This is a genomic window from Enterococcus sp. AZ088 (assembly GCF_051714845.1).
GTDB lineage: Bacteria > Bacillota > Bacilli > Lactobacillales > Enterococcaceae > Enterococcus > Enterococcus faecalis.
Genome location: NZ_JBIOSQ010000001.1, coordinates 1284876 through 1307748, shown reverse-complemented (window position 1 = coordinate 1307748; position 22873 = coordinate 1284876). Strand labels below are relative to the sequence as shown.

The window sequence follows — 22873 nt, the reverse complement described above, 5'->3', positions numbered from 1 at the left end:
TGAAAAAAGCGAAGTTTTTGTTACTTCTTTAGTTTTATTTAATAAAAGTAACTTTTTTGTGAACAAACCGTAACTTCGCAAGATTGAACGTTTTCACCTAGAATAGAATAACAAGTAATTTTATCGAATTTCATCAAAAAAAGGGCTGCCTTACGGCTAGCCCTTTTTTACTTTTATTTTACGGTAACATTTCCGATTACATCATTCATTGAAGTCGTTTGACCTGCTTTTTGTAAATCGTATTGAGCAACGATATCTTGATTTGTGAAAACAACAATTAAATCTGATTTTTTGCCAGCTTGTTCTAATGCGGCTAAATCAATGGTTGCAATTTTATCGCCTTGTTTTACAACTTGGCCTTCTTCAACATGTAATGTAAATGGTCCACCTTGTAACTCAACAGTATCTAGACCCATGTGTAATAATACTTCAATGCCTGAATCTGTTTGGATACCTAACGCATGTTTTGTTGGGAAAATGCTAGTAATTTTACCAGCAACAGGTGTTGAAACTTCGCCGTCTGTTGGTACGACAGCAAAACCGTCACCCATCATTTTTGCTGAGAAAACATCATCTGGTACTTCAGAAATAGGAATAACTTTCCCATTCGCTACAGAATATAATTCAGTTTCTTTTGTTGAAACTGGTGCTTTTTCTTCAACAACTGGTTTAGAAACAGGTGTTTCTTTGACTGGTGTTGCTGGCGCTTGGTGGTTATATAATCGTTGCATTTCGTCAGCAACAAATTGTACTTCCGTACCAACGATCACTTGGATATTGGTGTCATCAATGACTTTCACACCTGGAACCCCAGTTGCTTTAATTTTTGCTTGATCCACTTTGCCTGTATCTTTCACTGTTAAGCGTAAACGAGTTGTACAGTTATCAATAGAAGTTACATTAGCATCAGCGCCTAAACCATCATAAATACGACGAGCTAGAGAAGCAAATTTGTTGTCACCTTCTGCAACATCTGGCGTTTCTTCGCCATCGCCTTCTTCACGTCCTGGTGTCATTAAGTTAAACTTAGTGATTGCAAAACGGAAACCGAAGTAGTAAATTGCCGCAAAGACAAGTCCTTGAACCACCAACATCATTGGGTGATTTGCGACTGGGTTTTTCAAACTTAAGAAGAAGTCTACAAAACCTGCACTAAAGGCAAAGCCAGCTGTCCAATGCATAAACGCAGCGAATGCTAAAGAAATACCTGTAAAGACTGCATGTAAAACATATAAAGGCCAAGCAACGAACATAAATGAGAATTCTAAAGGTTCAGTAACGCCTGTAAAGAAAGCCGCAAAACCAGCAGCTAACATTAATGAAGCTGTAACTTTTTTCTTCTCAGGACGCGCACATTGATAAATAGCAAACGCGCCTGCTGGTAAACCAAACATCATTACTGGGAAGAAACCAGCTTGATACATCCCTGTTTGTCCTACAATTGCTTTACCAGTATCTAACGCTTGTTGACCAGCTAAAAAGTTCCCAATATCATTGATACCAGCAACATCAAACCAGAAAACAGAATTCAAGGCATGGTGTAAGCCTGTTGGAATTAATAGTCGGTTAAAGAAACCATACAAGCTAGCTCCTACGAAACCTAAGCTAGAGATTCCTTTACCAAAAGCAACTAATCCGTTATAAACAACTGGCCAGAAGAAGAATAAGACAGCTGAGATTGCTAACATCGAAATAGCTGACATAATAGGAACTAAACGTTTTCCACTAAAGAATGATAAAGCCATTGGCAATTTCACACCAGAGAAACGATTATACATTGCCGCAGCAACTAAACCAGCGACAATCCCGACAAAGACATTGTTGTCCATGCTGTTGAAGGCTGGGTTTACTTCAGCAATATCCTTGAAGCCTTTAATGGCTTGGATAGAAGCAGGCGCTAAAACAGTTTTTGGCACTAAATAAGCGACTAAACCAGCTAATGCTGCCGATCCATCTTTATCTTTTGACATTCCTAACGCTAAACCAACCGCAAATAATAATGCTAAGTTGTTTAAGATAGCCAAACCACCATTCATTAGAAAAGTTGTGGCTGGACTAGCGCCGATTGTTCCCACGATCCAGTTAGCAATACCGACTAATAAAGAAGCCGCCGGTAATACAGCAACTGGTAACATTAACGAACGTCCCATTCTTTGCATATACGCTTTCATTATACGTAACTCCTCACATAAACTATTTAATTTTTATTATTTGGTCATTCTTAATCGTTCAATGTGAATCGATAAATAACCAAGTTCTTCATTTGGTACTTGATAATGAAAATTTCTCATTAATAAGACTTGTACTTTTTTTGAGATTTCATAGCTTTCAGCATACTTTTTCTTTACGACTTCCAAAATTTCTTCATCTAAAACAGCGTATTGATTTTGTTGGAAGCGATGAATAAACAAACGTAAATGATTCACCAAACGTGAATAACTGAGACTATTTTTATCATCATGAATATCAATAGCCAATTCCTGCTCGATTAAATGAATAATTTCAGAAACGATTGTAACTTCACGGATACTTTTACTATTATCAGTACGCCCGCTGCGAGCACTATGGATATGAATTGCAATATATCCCGCTTCATCATAACTAAATGGAATCTCTAAGGTTTGTGTTAAATATTCTACAGCCCATTGAGCAATAGCAAATTCTTCACTATATAAAATCTCAATTTCACTTAAAAGCTTGTTCCGAACAATAATATTATTTTGAATATTTTCAGCTGCAAAAGCAATGTGATCACTCAACCCAATATTAATATGTTCATTCAACTTTTCACCCAATACCGTTTCAGCATGTTGGATAATTTCTTCACTCGCTAAAAAGTATTTGTCTTCAATTTGTGATAGCAGTACTTGAAGTTTTTTCAGTCCTTCTGGCTCCATCACAAACATCCGCTCCACCAATTGTCGAGATAAGACATCATTTTTAGTCTTATTAAACCCGACGCCTTTACCGACAGCTACTTTCTCCTGTCCTTCGTCAAGAACAAGTACAGCATTTTGATTTAGCACCTTTTTAATTTTCATAAATGACCCTCTTCTGCAGAAGTAATTCTAACATTTTCAGTGAAAACAACAAAAAAAGCATAGAACAATCCCGTTAAACATGTTGCGTAACCATTGTACACCACATTGTATTACGAAATTCTTCCATGCCTAGTATTATCTAGTCACATGAAAACGCTATTCATTTGTTAACAGTGCTTATTCTAACGAGTATCATTATTTTTGTCAACCTTTTTCAATTATTTTTTTATTAATTGTTGACTATTAACAAAAAAGAAACTCTTATCGGGAAGAGGTCGGGACAGAAGTGTTTAACTCCGAGAACCAAGTAGGTACTGTTCAACATCTATTTGCTTTGCAAATAGTGTTTCTCAGCAATAAGAAGGAATTTCCGAAAATTGTCATAAAACACAACGAGGAACGAGTTGATGTTGCATGATACCTACCCGGTGTTCTTTAATTTTTGGAGACCAAGTCCTTCAATTCTCAGTGATTTATCACTTAGAGATTGATGAGATCGGAGCTCTGCGAAGTAGGTATTGTTCATCATCGAATCACTACGTTCTTCGTGATTCTCAACACTTGGAAGGATTAAGATACGCCGAACACTTGTGTGAGAAAGTCAATTTCGGCTTATTTCCGAAGGACCTTCACCAAGTAGGTACGATGATTTCATCTGTTCATGCTTCACAGTGAAACATCGCAACTCTTAGAGCTGTAGCTCTTTTGAAGGCTGTACTGTGACGAGACGCATGTCGAGAAAACACCTTAGAAGTTGTTGAGATCGGAGCAACGCGTAGTGTTGCTTCTGTTCCCGCCGTTTATCAGTTTTTGAGCGTGGAGCAAAAATCCAAAGTGATTTTTGTCCCACGCTCGTTCACTAATTTATTCTTTATAGGCATACTTATATGTGCTCGTTGCACCGAAGTTATGATACTGAATACCTTTGACACCTGGTCGTATAAGCTGACTACGAGCCTCTTGGTATAAAGGAATTAAAGCGGCATCTTCTTCCACCAATACTTTTTCAGCTTTAATTAATGTTTGCCAACGAGTTTCAGGATCATTTGCGTATTTAGTTGTTGCTTCTTCAATTAGTTGATCAAACGTTGGGCTAGAATAGTTCATACGGTTACCACTAACTGAGCTTTCTAAGAAAGTCATTGGATCCTGATAATCGGGTCCCCACATGCCAACAGACAATTCATAATCCCCTTTTCTCATTAATTCAATCGCATTATTTAAAGGAACTGTTTTGACATTAATAGTGAGACCTGGCAACGTTTCTTGTAACTGGCCTTGGATAAATTCAGCAACTTTTCGGTCACTATCACCATCTCTTGAAAGAAGTTCAATGGCTACATCTCCGTTTAGCTCTGCTTTTGCTTTATCTAAATACTCTTTGGCTTTTTTGGCGTCTGTTTTGACAAGGGCGCCTGCTTCTTGACGAAAATCTTCATTCGTTTCTGGGTTATATACAAATTTTTCTGGAATGTACCCATAAATTTCTTTTGAACCATCTGCTAAAATATTGTCGACTAAACTTTTTTTATCCAAAGCATAAGCTAAAGCTTTGCGGACATTCTCATTTGCAAAAATGGATGGTTTTTCGTTTCTTTTTTGGTTTAAACGTAAGGAATAGACTTTTGACCGTTCGATTGCTTCATAGTCTGGGTTGTCTCGATTTTGTTTAGCAAAATCTCCTGTTAAGACAGCCACATCTAATTCACCTGATTCGTACAAATTATAAACGGTATTGGTTTCTTTAAGAACTTCAAAATGAATCGTTTCTGATTTTACTTTTTCTTTATCGTAATAGTCGGGATTACGCACAAAATCCCACGACATCGCTGACTGATCCCAATTTTTCATTAAAAATGGACCATTAGATACAATCATTTCACTAGAAGTGCCATATGCTTGTCCTTTTTCTTTCACGAATGCTTCGTTTTGTGGGAAAAATGGAGAAAATGCCAATAACGACGTAAAATACGGTACAGGCTTTTCCAAAGTAACCTCCAAAGTATAATCATCAAGCGCTTTGACACCCAATTCCTCTGGTGCTTTTTCCTCTTTTGTAATAGCTGTTCCGTTCAGAATCGTTCCTTCTAACAAGAAAAAGTAATTGGCTTGGTTTTTGGGATTCGCTAATTTACGCCAAGCAAAAACAAAATCATTGGCTGTTACAGCATCACCATTGGACCACTTACCATCTTCTCTTAGTTTAATGGTATATCGTTTGCCATCCTCAGAAATTTCAGGCATCTCTTTAGCGGCAGCTGGTATTAGTTGATCTTTTTCATCCAATTGATATAACCCTTCAAAGACATTGGACTGTGCGTTAATACTGGCTTCATCTTGTGTAAAAATAGAATCCATTGAACCGATTTCCGAGTTCTCCATTAAATTTAAAACTTTTTTCGAGACACTGGTTTTCTCAGTTGCTTTCTCGTCTATTTTTGTTTCTGCTGTTGTGCCACAACCTACCAAGACCGTACTAACAAATAACATAATCCCCATCATTTTTAACTTTTTCATACTATTCCCCCTATGTGTCAATCAAACGGCAACTCTTCCATGGAAAGCCGTTCTTGCGAAACTATCAAGCATGCGTAGGGCAAGCCCTCATTTTCGTACTCAAATTCTCCCCGCTGGTTGTCAATTGGGTCTGCACGTAATTGCATTTTTGCCGGGTGAAAGTCTGCCTGGATCTCACTATTTGCGACCATTCTAAAAACATCTAAATTGCCGAAATAATGATTCCACCGCTGTCTATCCCCGTCTCGGTAAGCACCTCCGCCAAAAGATAAATCCGCAAAGAGCCAGCCGTACGGTTCTATATAAAATTGTGCCCAATCATGACAGCCTGTATAATGTGTAGAAACATATAATCCCGATTGCCATTTGGCTGGTATCCCTGTAATCCGACAAAGCGTGATAAACAAAATCGCTTGCACGCCGCAGTCACCTTTTAAATTAGTTGCAGCATACTCTGAAATATTGGTAATTGTAAAATATTCACGCATGAAAGAATAATGAATCTTTGTCGTCACAAAGTCATAAATCAAGCGTGCCTTTTTTAAGGGATTACTTTCATCGCCCACAATCTCATCTGCTAAATTTCTTAAATAAGGCGTGAATCGAATATGCGGTAACTGTTCCTCTAAATCAAAGCTTGGTTGCATTTTGTCTACGTTATTTTCTTCTAACTGTTGGTAAACCATCCGATTAACATAACAATATTCAACTGTAAACGTTTGATTTTCTTTTAAGATTGTTTCAAAACACAGTGTTCGTTGAGGCGCATCTTCTGCCGCAATATAGGTTGCTTCAGGTGACGTAGCTAGGATTTCAATTTCTGATTGTTGTTGACACGCTTTGGGCAGCGGCAAATGGACACGAACACGCTCACCTGGACGCTCAAATTCTTTTTTCACCTGAATGGTGGCTTTAATTGTTGTTCTCACTTTTCTACCACCGTTTTTTTGCATTTGTTCGATGTTCTCTTTTAGTTCTTTTTTGCGGAGAATTTCTAATTGATTGCTTTCTGCTTCCCGCAAACGTGCAACATATGCCGCATTTGTTTTAATTAAATTGGCCAAAAATCGAAGTTGGAAATACGGTTCACCGTCAATATAAACCCAGTCCACTAATCCCGTTTCTTTTAAACGAATTAATTCCTCTGTTTGATAATCCTGAAAAGTGTCTCTCATCATTTGATCAGCTTTTGCAAAGCTATGAGGATACTCATTCATACGCATCATTTTAATGACATCTTTTTCAATTATCAAACGTTCTTTTAATGCCTGCGGAAGTTCTTTTGTCAACCAAAAATCAATGGCAATATCCGCACTTGCAAAATCGCCAAATTCTTTCACCCTTTGAATTTCCTCAGGCAAAGGAACACTAAGATACTTTAAATCATACTTCATTTGCTTTACTCCTTTTTTAATGAGAAATGCCTAATCCAGCTGCTTCTCCTAATTCCAATAATGGTTTTGCTTCTAAGGATACGCCCCCAGTTACGGGCGCAGTTTCTAAACCGAATGTCGCATCTAAATCTGCTCGTGTGATATTCTTTTGAGCAGCAGCTAAATGGGCAGCAGCCGTGATGCCAATGGTTGTTTCTTCCGCCATGCAACCAATCATGCATTCGATGCCTGCTGTTTCACAAATCTGATTAATTTTCAGCGCTTCATGAATGCCGCCACACTTCATTAATTTTATATTGATAACATCGACTGTGCCTTTTTTAACTAATTCCAACGCATCTTGAGCATCAAAACAGCTTTCATCAGCCATAATTGTCGTATTAACTTGTGAAGTAACGTATTTTAGACCTTCTAAATCGCGTCTTTTAACTGGCTGTTCCACTAATTCAATTTGATAATCTGCTAATTCTTGAATCGCTTTAACTGCATCTTTGGGCGTCCAAGCCTGATTCGCATCTAAGCGGAGCTTGATATCAAAGCCAACTGCTTCACGAATCGCTTTTACTCTTGCGATATCAGCTTCAATTCCTGTTCCGACTTTAATTTTTAATGTATCAAAACCTAGTTTGACTTTTTCGACGGCTTTTTGTGCCATCACATTTGGTTCATCAATACCTAGTGTAATATCCGTTATTACTTGGTTATCATAGCCGCCTAACAATTGATAAAGAGGCAGTTGAGCTTTCTGACCCATCAAATCATAACAAGCAATATCGATTGCTGCTTTTGCCGCTGGAGCGAAAGCAGATATTTTATCCATCACTTCATGAATTTTCTCAATATTAAAGGGGTTTAAGCCAATGATTGCTTGGCCAAATAATTCGATCGTTTCAAGCGTGCCAGCCAACGTTTCACCGGTAATAAAAATGCCTGGCCCTCCTTCTCCATATCCAACTAATCCCTCTTCTGTTTCAATTTCCACAATTGCACTATCCGCTGATTCTATCGTCCCCAAAGCGATCGTAAATGTTTCTTTCAGTTTAATTTTCGATGCCCTAACATGTACCTGCTTAATTTTCATAAAATCCTCCCTTTGATATTTCCAATTGACTGAAAATTCAGTTTTTTAAAAATATCCAAAAATTAAATTTAGATTGTTATCGATCATTCTAAACTCATTGTTTTCTAATGTCAATAAAATAATGAGATTTCAATTAAAATAAAATGAATTTCGAATTTTATGAGCTTTTTTAATAAATCAGTAAATTACATGACATGTGAGATACTTCTCATTTACAAACATTCTTAAAAAAGGTATGATAGTAAAGAGGCAACTTGCAAAGGAGTAGAAGACGAATGAGTGAACAACCTCAACAACGTTCAACCGAAGAAGTTGAAGCAATTAAAGAAGATATTTTAACTGCATTAGAAACAGTGATTGACCCTGAATTAGGCATCGATATTGTTAATTTAGGACTAATTTATGAAGTTGAATTTGCAGAAGAAACTGGTGATACTGTCATCAAAATGACCTTAACCACAATGGGTTGTCCGTTAGCAGATGTTTTAACAGAACAAATCCATGGTGTTTTAAAAGATATTCCTGAAGTGAATAATATCGAAGTAAAATTAGTCTGGTACCCTGCTTGGACAACGGATAAAATGAGCCGTTACGCACGAATTGCTTTGGGTATTCGCTAGTTATTTCGAGGCTAATGATAAAAAACATATGAAAGAACCGATTGGTCCGTTCTTTCATATGTTTTTTTGTTTGTTTAATTTACTTATTTGATAAAAATTACCTGATGCCATCAATACTTGGCTTTTTCCAAATTTTTGCTACTGGATGGAAGTCTAATAAAAACTGTAGCTGCGTTCCACTGAAGCCTGATGCTCCAGCAAACATGATATGAAAAGTGAGTCCTCTATCCATAATCAGATACCCTGTATCCAGCACGCCATTTCTTTCATAAAACTGATAACGTTTTTCTCTTTGGGCTTCATTCGCTGCATTTTTGCCAATTTCTTCACTCTCCAAAAGAACCCCCTTAGGATAACGTGTCTTCAATAACGCTAACACTGTTGAACCTAATCGTTGGTTTCGGTGGTGCTGATCAATTGCAAAGAAAAAGACATAGGTTGCTTCAGGTGCAATTTGACTATTTAACAAAATCCCCACGTTCTCATCCGCCTCTTGAATAACAAACAAATGAAATTTTCCTGCTTGAGAAGACGTCAATAATTGATCAAACGGCAGTCTCTCTTCTTCTGGAAAAGCTTCTATGTAGGTTGCTTCCCAATAGGCTTGATTTCCTTGATTTAATAATGTGAATTGCATAAAAGCTCCTTTCTAAAATGATTGCTTCGTACTAATAACTTTTGTTACTTACATAAGACCTAAAAGTCATTTAAACATGCGACTGGTTATCCCTATACGCAATTATTTTTTGATACTAATCTAGTAGTTTAATCGTTCTCTGTTCCTGAGTCAATAAAAGAGCACAAGATTCGAGACTTTCAACGTTTAGTGAAAAGTCGATTCTTATTTCATTACAACCTATTCACTATTCGCTGCCCTCTTTTTTCTATTCGTTGATTTACTTGAACTAAATATTCATTTATCTCCTCTAGATTCTGAGGTAAGATAAACGAGTCTTTTTTCAAATGATTTTTCCATAGCGCTACTGGTTGATACTGTTCATTTAAAAATGGTTGCATCTCATACGTATGAACGTAGCTTTCCCATGAATGAAACGAAGCTAAAAATATCGAAAGTTGTTCTAAAGAATAATCCCAATAATCTTTAAACGATAAGCTTCTTCCACTGTTAAATCCTAGTGGAACTACTGTAATGTTTCCAATTGAATGGGTAAGTTCGGCAAAACGCTTTAATTGTGGGTCCTGATGGACTCGATCAAATTTAGTAAAATTGTCGAGAAGGAATTCATTCCATGTATATTTTTTGGGTACAGGATTTGGTAAATAGTCAGGAAAAGCTTGGTCAAAATAAGTTAAATATCGGTCCGAAATCACAGCCGATGCCCCGGAATCATGAGGCGGATACTTGCTATTTACTGCAAGCAAATTCTGTTCAGAAGGTTTTTCTAAATAGCTTTCTTGATTTTCCCCAATTACTTCCGCTGGTCTAAAGAAATCGGGATAAACAAGTTGTAACATAATTTTATACGTTGTCCAAAATGAGTTCATAATATCTTTGTGCATGGTCGCCTTCCCAGTTAACTTTAAAAAAACATCCTCCACAACCTCGTACTTTTCAATATGGACATTCGATGTTCTAGCTTTTAAAATATTTTTAACTGGCTGCTGTTGGTCATACTCTTGACCCAAAAGCAACTTCTTTAAATCATCTTTCGCTGAAATTGTCTTAACTGTAATCTCCGCCACTTTGAATAACTCCCATCCTACGATTTTCTCTATATTCTTTTATATTATTATACTAGAAAAACGCTCCCTCCTGCCCTTTTTTAATCAACAAATCAGCAATTAGAAAACACCAACGAAACAGAAGTGCAACACTAGCATGCGAAAAAATGCGATCGGCAACTTATTTTTTAGACACTCTGTGTGTTTCGTATAGTCGAGGCTAGTTGCGAGTATTTTTTTCAAGAAAATTGAGAACAGCTATGGTATAGTCAAAACTACGATTATTTCAAACACGGAGCGACAGTTTATGGAAATGTACCAAGTAATTAGATATTTTTTAAATGAAATGGAGAAAAAGATTTGGCATGCCTTGTTAATATTAGTACTTTTTTGTCTTTATATTTCCATTTTTGATGTTCCTTTTACAATTAAAAATACATTCATCGGCAGACTACTTTTCCCGAAAGCTTTTATGAACGCAGGAAGTGCGAATCTGATTTTTTATTTGATTAGTTTTTTTGGTTTTTTATGGTCAATTTTCATTTTTGCTTATCTATTGAATAAGACACGCCTCAAATTATTAAATAAAACCTTTCCTTATCTTTTGGAAATATTAGAAGTCTGTATTTTGCCTTTAGTGATTCTTTTTGCTTACATTTATATTTATTTGCGGGTCCATGGCGAAGGTTTCAGCTATATACGAGAATCTCTTTTACAGCAAGAGTTAACTTATTCAATGAAATGGTTCCTTTGCCTTGGTAGTTTGGCGCCGTTATTTTTCTTTTTAAGCACTTTAAATTTAGCTAAACGAGTCAGACAAAAAAAAGACATGGAATCATGAAAATCCATGTCTTTTTTAGTCGGATATTGTTTTTACCGCAGGACAGTTTTCTTCCAAAAATTCAAAAATACTACTGTAATAATTTTCAGGTTCGTAGACACTTGAAGATAAATGTGGTGCTTTAGCAACAATGAGACCTTTTTTTATCCCCTGAGTTGCCGCTAAATTTTCTTCAAACATTGTCATTGGAACAAAGCGATCACCTGTACCGTGAATAAAAAATGTCGGCAACGTATTTTTGTGTAATTGTCTCACGGAAGAAGCGGTTTTCAATTGAAAGCCATAGTTATTTAATGCTAATTGATTAGCAATTGTTAAAATAGGAAAAGCGGGTAAATGAAAAGATTCATGTAGGACGTATTTAAATTCATCATAAACAGAAGTGTAGCCACAATCCACTATTAATCCGCGGACATTCGTTGGTAACTTTTCACCACTTGCCATCATGACAGTAGCCGCTCCCATGGAACCGCCCACTAAAATAATTTCTGCTTCCATATCAATGGCAAGAACTTCACTAAGCCAACTTAATAAATCTAACCGATCCAGCCATCCCATCCCAATTTTATTCCCTGAACTTTTCCCGTGCGCACGCAAATCGGGAACTAAAACATTGTAGCCTTCTTCTGCAAAACGTAATGCAGTATATGCCATATCGCGTTTTCCGTTTGAACGATAACCATGCACACAAATCGCCCAACGATGGTTATCTGGATAAGGAATAAAGCACCGTGCATACAATGTTTCATCTTTAATTTTCAACCAACGATCTTCAGCAAAAGACTCTGTCCAAAAAGCTTCGCCTTCTTGTTTTTGTTGTTCTTCTATTTTTGTATATCTTGTTTCTCGTTCTTGAAAATTATCAGGATTTAATAACCGATGCCCTTTTTTATGATACCAAGGGTTGTCTTTAAGCAACGCGATTTTCAAAAAATAATTGGCAATGTAAAAAGAAAAAACAACGCCAATCATTGCAAAAATGATCAGTAACCCGAGGAGCCATTTCATCTGCAAATCACACCCTCTTCTAAAGTATTTCCTTCTTCATTTAATATACTATGGATTTTTCATTTCTGAAAGAAATCACCCTTACATTTTGTTATTTTTTGAAAAAAAAAACAGCCGTCTCAAAAAGAGGCGGCTACTTTTAATCTATCAACAATCCAACGTTGTCATATCTTCATATGTCTCACGGCGAGCAACTAATTTTGCTTGTCCATCTTCGACAAAAACCACCGCTGGTCGAGGATTTCGGTTGTAATTACTTGCCATTGAATAACCGTAAGCCCCCGTACTACTAATGGCCAATAAATCCCCTGCTTTAACTGCTGGCAATAAAATATCTCGAAGTAAGACATCTCCTGATTCGCAATATTTACCAACCACTGTGACTTTCTTGACTGAATCATGCCCCTCACGATTCGCTAGAAATCCATCATAAACCGCTTGATACAAAGCAGGCCGTATATTATCACCCATGCCACCATCTACGGAAACAAAATGACGAACACCAGGAACCTCTTTTTGCGCGCCAACTGTATATATCGTTGTGCCCGCTTCGGCAATTAAACTGCGGCCTGGTTCAATCCAAAGCTCAGGCAGTGGATACCCTAATTGTTCACAATGACCTTTCAAGGAATAAACAATTTTTTCAACAAATGTTGCTGGTGCTAATGGCTCATCTTGCTGCGTGTACTGCACACCAAAACCACCACCCATATTTAAAACACGTGCTGTAAATTGATGGACTTGCCGCCAGTCTTCTAAAATAGTGAACATTTTTTCAACAGCAGCTAAAAAGCCTTCCACAGCAAAAATTTGCGAGCCAATATGGCAATGGACCCCTTGCACATCAAAAGAGGGATTTGATAAAAGGCGAACGAGCGCTTCTGTTGCCTGGCCACTTGCAACATCAAAACCAAATTTTGAATCTTCTTGGCCTGTCAAAATGTAATCATGTGTTTCTGCATCCACGCCAGGACTCACCCGAAAAAGAACTTTTTGTGTTTGGTTTCGTGTAGCTAATAATTCTTCCAACAAGTCAATTTCGTAAAAATTATCAATGACAATTGTACCTATTTTGTTATCCAAAGCATAACGTAATTCTTCAGGGGTTTTGTTATTTCCATGGAATTCAATTTCCGCTGGCTCCATGCCCCCTTTTAAAGCTGTGAATAGTTCTCCACCAGAGACAACATCACAAGCAATATCTTCTTCCTTTAACACTTGATAAATAGCTAAACAACTAAATGCTTTACTTGCATAAACCACTTTATTTTTGATACCTAATTGATTTAACGTTTGTTTAAAACCACGTGCTTGTGCGCGAATATGAGCGACATCATAAACAAATAACGGCGTCCCGAATTTTTGCGCCAACTTTACGGTGTCACAACCACCGATTTCTAAATGATTTTCCCGATTCATTTTTGCTGTACCAAATAACATGTTTTCCCGCCCCTTCATTTCGTTTTATTAAAAATCATAGCATAAAACCCAGTAGCTTCCTATAATTTTCCACATTTTTCTCTGACTTTCTCCTGTTGCTTTTTCTCGCCAAATAGCCTACAATAATTGGCATACGGATAAAAAACCTTTATTCTCAAGACTTTAATCTTTTAAATCGAAATTGGTATATACGAAAAAGAAAGAAGGCAGATGACTTGGCTACACTGAACCGCGATCAACAAATTGAAGAAATTATTAATTTGGAAGCAATTTTGAATTTACCGAAAGGAACAGAACATTTTGTCAGTGATTTACATGGTGAATTTGAAGCTTTTGACCATATTTTAAGAAATGGTTCTGGGCGAATCCGAGAAAAAGTTCAATTTTTATTTAAACAAGAATTAAATGCCCATCAGATGGACGAGCTTTGTTTTATTATCTACTATCCAGAAGAAAAATTAACACTTTTAGAAAATGAAAGCGCCCTCTCTTATGAATGGTGGCTATTAACGATTCGCCGTCTGGTTGAAATCGTCCGTTCTTCTTCGATGAAGTACACACGTTCTAAAGTTCGCAAAGCCCTTCCTGAAACCTATGGGTATATTCTCGAAGAATTGATTTATCAATATGATGAAACAACAACCAAAAACGGTTACTATCAACAAATTATTGAAAAAATTATTTTACTAGGTGAAGCCAAACGTTTCGTGACAGAATTAGCTTATCTAATCCAACGTCTGATTATTGATCACCTACATGTTATTGGTGATATCTATGATCGGGGGCCAGCACCAGATAAAATTATGGACCGATTAATGTCCTATCACTCCTTGGATATTCAACTAGGCAATCACGATATGATTTGGCTGGCTGCTTATAGTGGTTCACTGGCTTGTTTAGCCAATGTAGTACGTATTTGTGCTCGCTATGGAAATTTAGATCTGTTAGAAGAACGTTATGCTATCGATTTAACCGCCTTAAAAAAATTTAGTTTAGAAACATATAAAGAAAATCCTGCTTTTGCACCCAAGAAAAATCCCTATCGTGCGTTAACTGAAGCTGAAAAACAAGTAGCGATGCGTGTGCAACAAGCCATTGCCATTATTCAAGAAAAACTAGAAGGCCAAATTATTGGTCGACGCCCTGATTTTAACTTGGCACATCGGCTACGCTTAGATAAGATTCAAGGGGAAACTATTACTTTTGACGAATGTCGTTATACATTAATTAACAGCTGTTTCCAAACCGTTTCTGAAGAGCAGCCTTACCAATTAACACGTGAGGAAAAACAGATAATTGATGATTTATTAACGCAATTTCAGTCTTCACCGCGGTTAACAAAACACATGCACTTTCTAATGGAAAAAGCTTCTCTTTACCTTGTGTATAATCAAAATTTATTGATTCATGGCTGTCTGCCTCTGAATGCGGACGGTACTTTTCAAGCTTATACATTTAAAGGCCACTCCTATTCAGGAAAAGCTTTAGTTGACTTCTTTCAGGAAATGTTAGAAGAAGCTTATGCTCAGCCTGCTAGTACAGATGACTATGCAACAGATTGTTTATGGTATCTTTGGTGTGGCGAAGGTTCCTCATTATTTGGCAAACGAGCTATGAAAACCTTCGAGCGTTATTTTCTCGCTGAAAAAGAAACACATTACGAAGAAAAGAATCCTTACTACTCTTTGCGTGATACGGTTGAAGTTTGTGAAAGAATCCTAGATGAATTTGAAGTGACTGGTGAAAATCGACATATCATAAATGGTCATACACCAGTTAAACGAACAAAAGGCGAATCACCAATCAAAGCAAATGGCACGCTTCTCGTAATTGACGGCGGCTTTTCAAAATCTTATCAGACAATTACTGGGATTGCTGGTTATACATTGTTGTACAACTCGTTTGGTTTACAACTGACCGCGCATAAATCTTTTTCTAGTAAAGAAACAGCCATTTTAAATAATCAAGACATTCATTCCATCAAACAAGTCATCGATCGTCCCTTACAGCGGCTATTGGTAAAAGATACCACTATCGGCAAAGAGCTATTAAAGCAATCGCAAGCACTCCAAAAACAAATGAAACAAAACCAGTAGTGCCGTTAAAAAGACGCTTGCGCTCTTATCCGAAAAATGATTAAATGGAGGAGTTGAGAAAAATATCTATTAGAGAAACGGAAAGGGTTTTACATTGAAGAAACAGCAACTCTCACTATACGGCATCATTTTCTTTCTTTGCTTTTTCCTAATTGTGGGCTTCTTCTTCTCAAGTCGTGGCGAAGATTATGCCAAAGAATCTGAACAAAAAGTTACAATTGATTCCGCCAAACATGAGAAGCATACGAAAGACAAGGAAGAAAATAATTCAGCAAATACAGTATTTTTTGATAAAATAAATGACCTGCTCGTCGCTTCTGTCAAAGAATTTGAAGGAACGGTTGGGATTAGTTATTTGGATTTAGAAACTGGCGAACAGCGTTCCGTGAATGGCCAACATGAATTTTATACAGCTAGTACTATTAAAGTGCCCCTGACGATGCTAGTCGCCGACACGGTTGCTTCTGGTCAAAAAAAATGGACAGACCTGATTCCCTATAACGCCGAAGAAGATTATGAAGAAGGAACTGGGATCATTGCCTATAATATCCAACCAGAGTATCCATTAAAAACGTTACAAGAATATGCCATCACCTATTCTGATAATATCGCTAAAAATATGCTCTATGACACATTGGGTGGTGATGCAAAAGCAAAACGAGAAATGTATCAGCGTTATTTGCACAAGACACCTTCGATTGAAGAGCCACAATTTTCTTCTGAAGATGCGCTTGTTATTCTACAAAAATTATATACTGAAAAAGCAACAAAACCAGATTACCAAGCGATTTATGATTCTATGAAACAAAGTGTTTTCCATGAAAGAATGGAAACTCCCACAACTCAAGGAAAAGTTGCTCATAAAATTGGTTCCTATGATGAATTTATTCATGATATGGGGATTTTAGAAACACCTCACCCCTTTGCTTTAGCAATTTTTACTAAAGGACCTGATAATGCTAAGAGTGCTGCGTTTATTGCTTCAGTGACAGATAAGTTATGGCAATTACAGGTGTCTGAATATCCTAATGATAACCATTGATAATGAAAATAAAAGCATCTTTTTTAATGACAACGCTCAATAAAAAAGATGCTTTTTTAGTAGTTATATTAATTAAAATATTTGTATTTTCCATAACCTTTTTAGCAATTATTTCTGAGTATTTTTTAACTCCAACGAACCTAATTCTTTTCCTGCTGCATCATCTTCATAAGAATTTCTAACGATTACTTTATATAATGACTTATGATCCAAACTACTTAAGTCAAAAGAAATGTTAATTGTAGCATCTTCCCCTTTATTAAAGCCACTACCAATCTGACGTGCAATAGGTATCTCAAGACCGTTTTTATAAACTGAAATTAGAATCTCACGACTTTTTTTATTTTTTTCTGGATTTGGAATATCCATAATCAGCGTAGTTTGAAGTGCATCACTTTGGGCCTTAATATTTTTAATTTTTTTCACGTTTTTAATACTAGGTTTCGTTTCTTTCATAATGGGTTGGTAAGGAATTTTAAACGTCCAATCGCCTTGATACTCTAATGCATTCTCAACACTAAAAGATCGGCTACTTGCTTTGATTGCTTCTTTTAATTCATTATCATGCTGTTCTTGATCTTCCCAAGCTAATCGGTAGATATGGAGCGTTAATTGATCTTGACTAACAAGTTTTTGCTTATTGAAAGTTGAAATCACTGAACCATAAAAAACATCCTTCTCGATTCTATATAACGATGTTGAACTTACACCCCCAAATAAATCTTCTTTGCTTCCTTCTCTAAATAACCCTAGTTGAATATCTTGAGAATAATTATTTCTAGCGATTTTTTTCTGTAATAACTCTTTTAATTTTTGATCTTTAATCTTAAATTGATAATCAAACGCCATTTTATTTTTTGTCGATACAAATTTTGTTAATACGATTTCTCGCTCATTTTGTACACTCCGCAATTCTAGTTTTGTTGGAACACCAGAAGATTCTACTGTTTGAACACCTGTATCTTGACTAATCCCCAACACCTCTTCTATGGCACGTCCAATGGGTGTTTTTACTATCAAAGTAAAAGTGGTAGCAATACTAATTAGCCCTATAATTAAATGTTTACGCGATATCTTTTTCTTTGGCTGTCTGTATTGTTTTATTTCTCCCATTAATATCTTAGTTCTTTGTATGTTTAAACGTTCCACTGTTTCTAAAGGCATCTTTTTTTCATATTTTAATATATCACTTCGTTTTCTATCCATTTACCATGTCTCCTTTAAATATGTCCTTAATTTTTTTCGACCACGAGAAAGACGAATTTTGATGGTATTTGTTGAAACATCAAGTTGCTGAGCGATTTCTTTTATACTAAGGCCAACATAATAGTACATAACTAGCGGAACACGATAATTATCAGGTAATTTATGTAATCCTTTATCCAAATCATATAAATCATCAAAAGCAGGAACAGGAGAATAAGTATCCATCCAGTGAGTTGTTTTCTGCTTTTCTCTAAAAATATTTTGAACTTGGTTTAACATTATTTTAAAAATCCATGAATTAAACGCATATTCATTTTTTAATGTTGTTATTTTTTCCCATGCACATAGTTCAGTTTCTTGTAAACAATCAGCAACGTCGACTTCGTTTAATAGCATTTTATATGCAGCATTGTATAAAACTGTTTCATATTTTTGACAAAGGTGAACAAATGCTTGTCCATCTCCTTTTTTTGCTTTCTGAACTAATTTTTTTGTTGAAATTTTATCCATAAAACACCTCTTTTCATTTAACTAACTATTAGACGTTAAGTATCTGTAAAAGGTTTCATATTTTTATAAAAAAAATATCTGGGACAAGAGTCATTTTGACTACTATCCCAGATACTAAAATTCACAATGAGTAGCTGGCTACTTTACAGACAACAACTTCGTAAAACGTTCTGCCAACATTTGGTGGGCATCAATTTTTTTGGTTCCTTGTGCTTTTGCTGCAAAACTAGCAAAGTTTAAGCCGGCCCCAAATAGTTGTAACGCACCGTTGCCTAAATCTCCCTTTTTAAGAGCTTCAAGCCCATCTTCGATAAATTGGTTACTTTCATCTAAATGACACTCAGGAAGATATTTCACGCCGTGATGATATCGTTTTACATTCAGAATGATTTGCTTCGCGGCTTCTTCTGAAATATCCGCTCCCAAGTTTAACAGTAGCTCATTGATTGGTTCCACCAAGTGAGCATAATCACTTTCGTACTTTTGACAATTCAGCGCAATCGCTTTGCGGCGTTCTTCATTTTTCATTTTTTCCACTCCCTTTTTTATTAAAAACGAGCACGAAAGCTACCAACTGGCTTCGCACTCGTTCTTTCTAACCACTAATTTTCTTTGTTCATGCTTTTAATTTTAATTAGACGTGTAATTTCGCCACGTTCATTTTCTTCTAATTTCATTTGAATGTAGTAAATTGTTTCTTCTAATTGTGGAATCGTCATATACTCTAAGGCGTTGACACGACGACGCGTTTTTTCAATTTCTTTTGATAATAATTGGCACGTCTTTTCAACATTTGCAAGTGCTAATAATTTCGGTAAAATGCTTGAAATTTTAGCAAAAGCTTGATCAAGCTCGCTGTTTGAATTCACGTAGCCATAATCTAAGGGTGCTTCTTGAACCGATTCATCGTAATCAAAAATCATTTTAGGAACTGGCACACTTAAGATGTTCTGTTCAATAATTTCTAATTCAACTTTTTCGGCTGGAATTGCCACTAACTCTTCAATAAAGGCTTCGTTCAACGTTGCGTTTGCCAATACAAAATTTGATAACGCATCCGTCACTTCTTGTTCAACCTGAATACGTAACTCATTGTTTTCTTTGACTAGCGCAATAAACCGTCGCATCAATTCATCTTGTTTGTCTTTCAGCAACTTATGACCTCTCGTGGCCGTAGTTAACTGTTTTTTCAATCGGGAAAGTTCCATACGGGTTGGATTAACATTTAATCGAGCCATTTTTCTACTTCCCTTCAGTTAAATATTGATCGAGCATATCCTCTTTAATTCGTTTTAGTTCTGTTCTCGGTAGCATACTTAATAGCTCCCACCCAAGATCTAACGTTTCTTCAATCGAACGGTTTGTATCGAATCCTTGATTGACATATTCTTCTTCAAAACGTTGGGCAAAAGCTGCGTAAATTTTATCGACATCGGAAAGAGCTGATTCTCCTAAAATGACAGCTAATTCTTTGGCTTGTTTCCCTTGTGCATAGGCTGAGAACAATTGATTCATCGTCGCTGCATGATCCCCGCGCGTTTTGCCTTCACCAGTTCCTTTGTCTTTAAGACGGGAAAGTGATGGCAAGACATCAATTGGTGGTTGGATACCGCTCTTATATAATTCCCGGGACAAGATAATTTGCCCTTCTGTAATATAGCCAGTTAAATCGGGAATTGGATGTGTTTTATCCTCCTCTGGCATTGTTAAAATAGGAATCTGTGTTACGGAACCTTTTGAGCCACGAATTCGGCCCGCCCGTTCATACAACGTTGCTAAGTTCGTGTAAAGATAACCTGGGTAACCACGACGTCCTGGAACTTCACGGCGTGCTGCTGAAATTTCTCGCAACGCTTCGCAATAATTGGTCATATCCGTCATGATAACTAAGACATGCATGCCCTTTTCATAAGCTAAATATTCAGCAGCTGTCAAAGCCATTCTAGGTGTTGCAATCCGTTCAATGGCTGGATCATTCGCTAAGTTCATAAACAAGACTGAACGATCAATTGCGCCTGTTTGACGGAAATCTTCCATAAAATATTCCGCTTCTTCAAAGGTAATCCCAATGGCCGCAAAAACTACGGCAAATTCTTCTTCACTATTTAACACGTTGGCTTGTCTGGCAATTTGTGCCGCTAATTCTTTATGAGGTAAGCCAGATGCTGAAAAAACAGGTAATTTTTGACCACGAACTAAGGTATTTAAATGGTCAATCGCTGAAATCCCTGTTTGGATGAACTCATCGGGATAATCACGAGCAACTGGATTGATAACTTCGCCGTTAATATCTAATTTTTTCTCAGGTAATAATTCTGGTCCATTATCTTTTAAGCGACCTAAGCCGTCAAAAACGCGCCCCATCATATCTGGCGAAACCCCTAATTCTAAAGGATGTCCCAGAAAGCGAACTTTTGAATCACGAATATTGATGTTACTCGTTCCTTCAAAAATTTGGACCATCGCTTTATCTCCATTGATTTCTAAAACTTGCCCTTGGCGAATTTCGCCATTTTGCATGCGTACTTCAATTAATTCTTCGTACTTTACGCCTGCCACTTTTTCAACAATCATCAGAGGACCAACGACTTCATTGATTGTGCGATATTCTTTAATCATTCGTCATTCCTCCTTCAGCAATGATTTCTTTTATCGTTGTTTTAATTTCTGCTTGTAAACGATCCAATTTTTCTAATTCTTCTTCTGGTAAATACTTGCTACGAGCAATGCGATCGCGGATTTCAACTGTTCCCGCCATTAACTCAGAGAAATAAGTGCCTAAACTTAAGGCTTTTTGACCTTCTTCACCAAAAGTTAGAATCAATTGCAACATTTTCGCTTGTTTGGTTCGAGAAGTGAACGTATCCACGTCATCAAAAGCATTTTGTTGCAAATAGTCTTCCCGTAATGATTTGGCTGTTTCCAACGTTAAACGGTCTTTATCCGACAAGGAATCAATCCCAACCAAACGAACAATTTCTTCCAATTGAGATTCCTCTTGTAAAATCCGCATCCCTTCAGCTACCATAGCGGCCCAGTTTCCTTGCAATTCCAAGTCTAAATATTGCCCTACTTCTGTGGAGTAAAGAGAATAACTTTGCAACCAGTTAATAGAAGGAAAATGACGTTTTTGTGCTAATTGAGAATCTAAGCCCCAGAATACTTTAACAACGCGTAACGTATTTTGGGTGACAGGTTCTGATATGTCCCCACCAGATGGCGAAACCGCACTAATCGCTGTAATGCTTCCTTCACGATGATCTTTTCCTAACGCGATGACTTGTCCTGCTCGTTCATAATATTCAGCTAAGCGGCTACCTAAATAGGCTGGATAGCCTTCATCACCAGGCATTTCTTCTAATCGGCCACTCATTTCTCGTAACGCTTCTGCCCAACGAGAAGTAGAATCCGCCATAATTGCGACTGAGTAACCCATATCACGGAAATATTCTGCAATGGTAATCCCTGTATAAATCGAGGCTTCCCGTGCCGCCACCGGCATATTTGACGTATTCGCAATTAAAATCGTCCGATTCATCAAAGACTCACCAGTTGTTGGATCAATTAATTCTGGAAATTCATTTAAAACATCTGTCATTTCATTCCCGCGTTCGCCACAACCAACGTAAACGACTAAGTCGACATCGGCCCACTTAGCAATTTGGTGCTGAACGACTGTTTTTCCAGCGCCAAATGGTCCTGGAACTGCTGCCGCTCCGCCTTTCGTAATTGGGAAAAAGGTATCAATTACGCGTTGTCCGGTCACCATCGGTACTTTGGGACTTAGTTTTTCTAAAATGGGACGTCCCCGCCGAACGGGCCATTTTTGCATCATGCTAAAACTTTTTGTTCCTTTAGCCGTTTCCACTGAATAAACTGTTTCATCAATGGCAAAGTCACCTGCTTTAATTTCGGCAATCGTTCCTGAAACGCCGAAAGGCACCATAATTTTATGTTGAATAATCGGTGTTTCTTGAACCACACCGACGATGTCACCTGCCGACACTTCTTCACCAACTGACACAGTCGGTTCAAACGTCCATTTTTTCTCACGATCTAACGCATCAATTTTAACACCACGACCTAAAAAGTTACTGTGGGTTACTTCTTGAAATGTATCCAATGGTCGTTGAATACCATCAAACATTTCGGCAATTAAACCTGGGGCTAATTCAACAGATAATGGTTCTCCTGTTGAAATAACTGGTTCTCCTGGTCCAATGCCTGTTGTTTCTTCATATACTTGAATCGAAGCGACGTCGCCTCGCATTTCAATAATCTCTCCGATAACGCCTAAATCTCCTACATGACAAATGTCTTGGATACTAGCATCTGACATGTTTTCAGCTAAAATCAAAGGACCTGAAACTTTGACAATTTTTCCAATTTGCACG

19 protein-coding genes are annotated in these 22873 nt (G+C 37.1%); 4 read left to right on the top strand and 15 right to left on the bottom strand.

The features are described 5' to 3' along the window. Positions 1–173: 173 nt before the first annotated feature. The 5 genes from nagE to IGL17_RS06425 form a co-directional block, all read right to left on the bottom strand. Entirely contained in the window at positions 174–2171 is a 1998-nt protein-coding gene (gene nagE, locus IGL17_RS06445) for an N-acetylglucosamine-specific PTS transporter subunit IIBC (RefSeq protein WP_438839741.1), read from the bottom strand. 36 nt (positions 2172–2207) lie between these two features. Further along, positions 2208–3041, bottom strand: coding sequence for a PRD domain-containing protein (locus tag IGL17_RS06440; RefSeq protein WP_002357655.1), 834 nt, complete (start codon positions 3039–3041; stop codon positions 2208–2210). Positions 3042–3905: 864 nt separating this feature from the next. Continuing rightward, positions 3906–5558, bottom strand: coding sequence for a peptide ABC transporter substrate-binding protein (locus IGL17_RS06435; RefSeq protein WP_010710403.1), 1653 nt, complete (start codon positions 5556–5558; stop codon positions 3906–3908). Positions 5559–5575: 17 nt separating this feature from the next. After that, a complete protein-coding gene (locus tag IGL17_RS06430) occupies positions 5576–6952 on the bottom strand; it encodes a transglutaminase-like domain-containing protein (protein WP_016617952.1) in 1377 nt (458 codons plus the stop codon). Positions 6953–6968: 16 nt separating this feature from the next. Then, positions 6969–8033, bottom strand: a complete 1065-nt coding sequence (locus tag IGL17_RS06425; protein WP_002377472.1) for a dipeptide epimerase — start codon at positions 8031–8033, stop codon at positions 6969–6971. Positions 8034–8308: 275 nt separating this feature from the next. On the opposite strand from IGL17_RS06425, the gene IGL17_RS06420 reads away from it, so the two are divergent. After that, a complete protein-coding gene (locus IGL17_RS06420; RefSeq protein WP_002357660.1) occupies positions 8309–8653 on the top strand; it encodes a metal-sulfur cluster assembly factor in 345 nt (114 codons plus the stop codon). Positions 8654–8750: 97 nt separating this feature from the next. On the opposite strand, the gene IGL17_RS06415 is transcribed toward IGL17_RS06420, so the two are convergent. Then, positions 8751–9290, bottom strand: coding sequence for a GNAT family N-acetyltransferase (locus IGL17_RS06415; protein ID WP_010713419.1), 540 nt, complete (start codon positions 9288–9290; stop codon positions 8751–8753). A 212-nt stretch (positions 9291–9502) separates the two neighbouring features. Then, positions 9503–10357: a hypothetical protein gene (locus IGL17_RS06410; protein WP_016617951.1), complete on the bottom strand. Its 855-nt coding sequence runs from the start codon at positions 10355–10357 to the stop codon at positions 9503–9505. Between the two features lie 286 nt (positions 10358–10643). Between IGL17_RS06410 and IGL17_RS06405 the strand changes: the two genes are divergently transcribed. Beyond that, complete coding sequence (locus tag IGL17_RS06405; RefSeq protein WP_016617950.1) at positions 10644–11177, top strand: hypothetical protein; 534 nt, start codon at positions 10644–10646, stop codon at positions 11175–11177. A gap of 15 nt (positions 11178–11192) precedes the next feature. Here the strand turns inward: IGL17_RS06405 and IGL17_RS06400 are convergent, their stop codons facing one another. Together IGL17_RS06400 and lysA are read right to left on the bottom strand one after the other, a co-directional pair. Next, entirely contained in the window at positions 11193–12185 is a 993-nt protein-coding gene (locus tag IGL17_RS06400) for an alpha/beta hydrolase (RefSeq protein WP_016617949.1), read from the bottom strand. 147 nt (positions 12186–12332) lie between these two features. Then, positions 12333–13643 carry a diaminopimelate decarboxylase gene (lysA, locus tag IGL17_RS06395; RefSeq protein WP_016617948.1) on the bottom strand — a complete coding sequence of 437 codons (1311 nt, stop codon included), beginning with the start codon at positions 13641–13643 and terminating at the stop codon, positions 12333–12335. Positions 13644–13840: 197 nt separating this feature from the next. Here lysA and IGL17_RS06390 point away from each other — a divergent pair, with 197 nt between their 5' ends. Beyond that, positions 13841–15721, top strand: coding sequence for a fructose-bisphosphatase class III (locus IGL17_RS06390; RefSeq protein ID WP_016617947.1), 1881 nt, complete (start codon positions 13841–13843; stop codon positions 15719–15721). A gap of 154 nt (positions 15722–15875) precedes the next feature. Continuing rightward, positions 15876–16763, top strand: a complete 888-nt coding sequence (locus tag IGL17_RS06385) for a serine hydrolase (RefSeq protein WP_002357668.1) — start codon at positions 15876–15878, stop codon at positions 16761–16763. Positions 16764–16871: 108 nt separating this feature from the next. On the opposite strand, the gene IGL17_RS06380 is transcribed toward IGL17_RS06385, so the two are convergent. The 6 genes from IGL17_RS06380 to IGL17_RS06355 all read right to left on the bottom strand — a co-directional run bounded on the left by IGL17_RS06380 (position 16872) and on the right by IGL17_RS06355 (position 22872). Further along, the gene (locus IGL17_RS06380; RefSeq protein ID WP_016617946.1) at positions 16872–17969 is read right to left on the bottom strand and encodes a hypothetical protein; all 1098 of its coding nucleotides are present in this window, start codon (positions 17967–17969) and stop codon (positions 16872–16874) included. Further along, positions 17970–18479: an RNA polymerase sigma factor gene (locus IGL17_RS06375; protein WP_002360391.1), complete on the bottom strand. Its 510-nt coding sequence runs from the start codon at positions 18477–18479 to the stop codon at positions 17970–17972. Between the two features lie 138 nt (positions 18480–18617). Beyond that, on the bottom strand, positions 18618–19007 hold the full coding sequence (locus tag IGL17_RS06370; RefSeq protein ID WP_016617945.1) for a hypothetical protein: 390 nt from the start codon (positions 19005–19007) through the stop codon (positions 18618–18620). 74 nt (positions 19008–19081) lie between these two features. Continuing rightward, the gene (locus tag IGL17_RS06365) at positions 19082–19717 is read right to left on the bottom strand and encodes a V-type ATP synthase subunit D (protein ID WP_002357673.1); all 636 of its coding nucleotides are present in this window, start codon (positions 19715–19717) and stop codon (positions 19082–19084) included. Between the two features lie 4 nt (positions 19718–19721). Further along, entirely contained in the window at positions 19722–21098 is a 1377-nt protein-coding gene (locus IGL17_RS06360) for a V-type ATP synthase subunit B (protein ID WP_002357674.1), read from the bottom strand. Further along, positions 21091–22872: a V-type ATP synthase subunit A gene (locus IGL17_RS06355; protein WP_025193351.1), complete on the bottom strand. Its 1782-nt coding sequence runs from the start codon at positions 22870–22872 to the stop codon at positions 21091–21093. Before IGL17_RS06355 ends, IGL17_RS06360 begins: the two co-directional genes overlap by 8 nt. Position 22873: the final 1 nt, after the last annotated feature.

What these genes read in the sequence shown, in the direction of transcription:
- nagE (WP_438839741.1), bottom strand. Translation starts at nt 2,171, where the DNA reads ATGAAAGCGTATATGCAAAGAATGGGACGTTCGTTAATGTTACCAGTT.
- IGL17_RS06440 (WP_002357655.1), bottom strand. Translation starts at nt 3,041, where the DNA reads ATGAAAATTAAAAAGGTGCTAAATCAAAATGCTGTACTTGTTCTTGAC.
- IGL17_RS06435 (WP_010710403.1), bottom strand. Translation starts at nt 5,558, where the DNA reads ATGAAAAAGTTAAAAATGATGGGGATTATGTTATTTGTTAGTACGGTC.
- IGL17_RS06430 (WP_016617952.1), bottom strand. Translation starts at nt 6,952, where the DNA reads ATGAAGTATGATTTAAAGTATCTTAGTGTTCCTTTGCCTGAGGAAATT.
- IGL17_RS06425 (WP_002377472.1), bottom strand. Translation starts at nt 8,033, where the DNA reads ATGAAAATTAAGCAGGTACATGTTAGGGCATCGAAAATTAAACTGAAA.
- IGL17_RS06420 (WP_002357660.1), top strand. Translation starts at nt 8,309, where the DNA reads ATGAGTGAACAACCTCAACAACGTTCAACCGAAGAAGTTGAAGCAATT.
- IGL17_RS06415 (WP_010713419.1), bottom strand. Translation starts at nt 9,290, where the DNA reads ATGCAATTCACATTATTAAATCAAGGAAATCAAGCCTATTGGGAAGCA.
- IGL17_RS06405 (WP_016617950.1), top strand. Translation starts at nt 10,644, where the DNA reads ATGGAAATGTACCAAGTAATTAGATATTTTTTAAATGAAATGGAGAAA.
- IGL17_RS06400 (WP_016617949.1), bottom strand. Translation starts at nt 12,185, where the DNA reads ATGAAATGGCTCCTCGGGTTACTGATCATTTTTGCAATGATTGGCGTT.
- lysA (WP_016617948.1), bottom strand. Translation starts at nt 13,643, where the DNA reads ATGAAGGGGCGGGAAAACATGTTATTTGGTACAGCAAAAATGAATCGG.
- IGL17_RS06380 (WP_016617946.1), bottom strand. Translation starts at nt 17,969, where the DNA reads ATGGATAGAAAACGAAGTGATATATTAAAATATGAAAAAAAGATGCCT.
- IGL17_RS06375 (WP_002360391.1), bottom strand. Translation starts at nt 18,479, where the DNA reads ATGGATAAAATTTCAACAAAAAAATTAGTTCAGAAAGCAAAAAAAGGA.
- IGL17_RS06370 (WP_016617945.1), bottom strand. Translation starts at nt 19,007, where the DNA reads ATGAAAAATGAAGAACGCCGCAAAGCGATTGCGCTGAATTGTCAAAAG.
- IGL17_RS06365 (WP_002357673.1), bottom strand. Translation starts at nt 19,717, where the DNA reads ATGGCTCGATTAAATGTTAATCCAACCCGTATGGAACTTTCCCGATTG.
- IGL17_RS06360 (WP_002357674.1), bottom strand. Translation starts at nt 21,098, where the DNA reads ATGATTAAAGAATATCGCACAATCAATGAAGTCGTTGGTCCTCTGATG.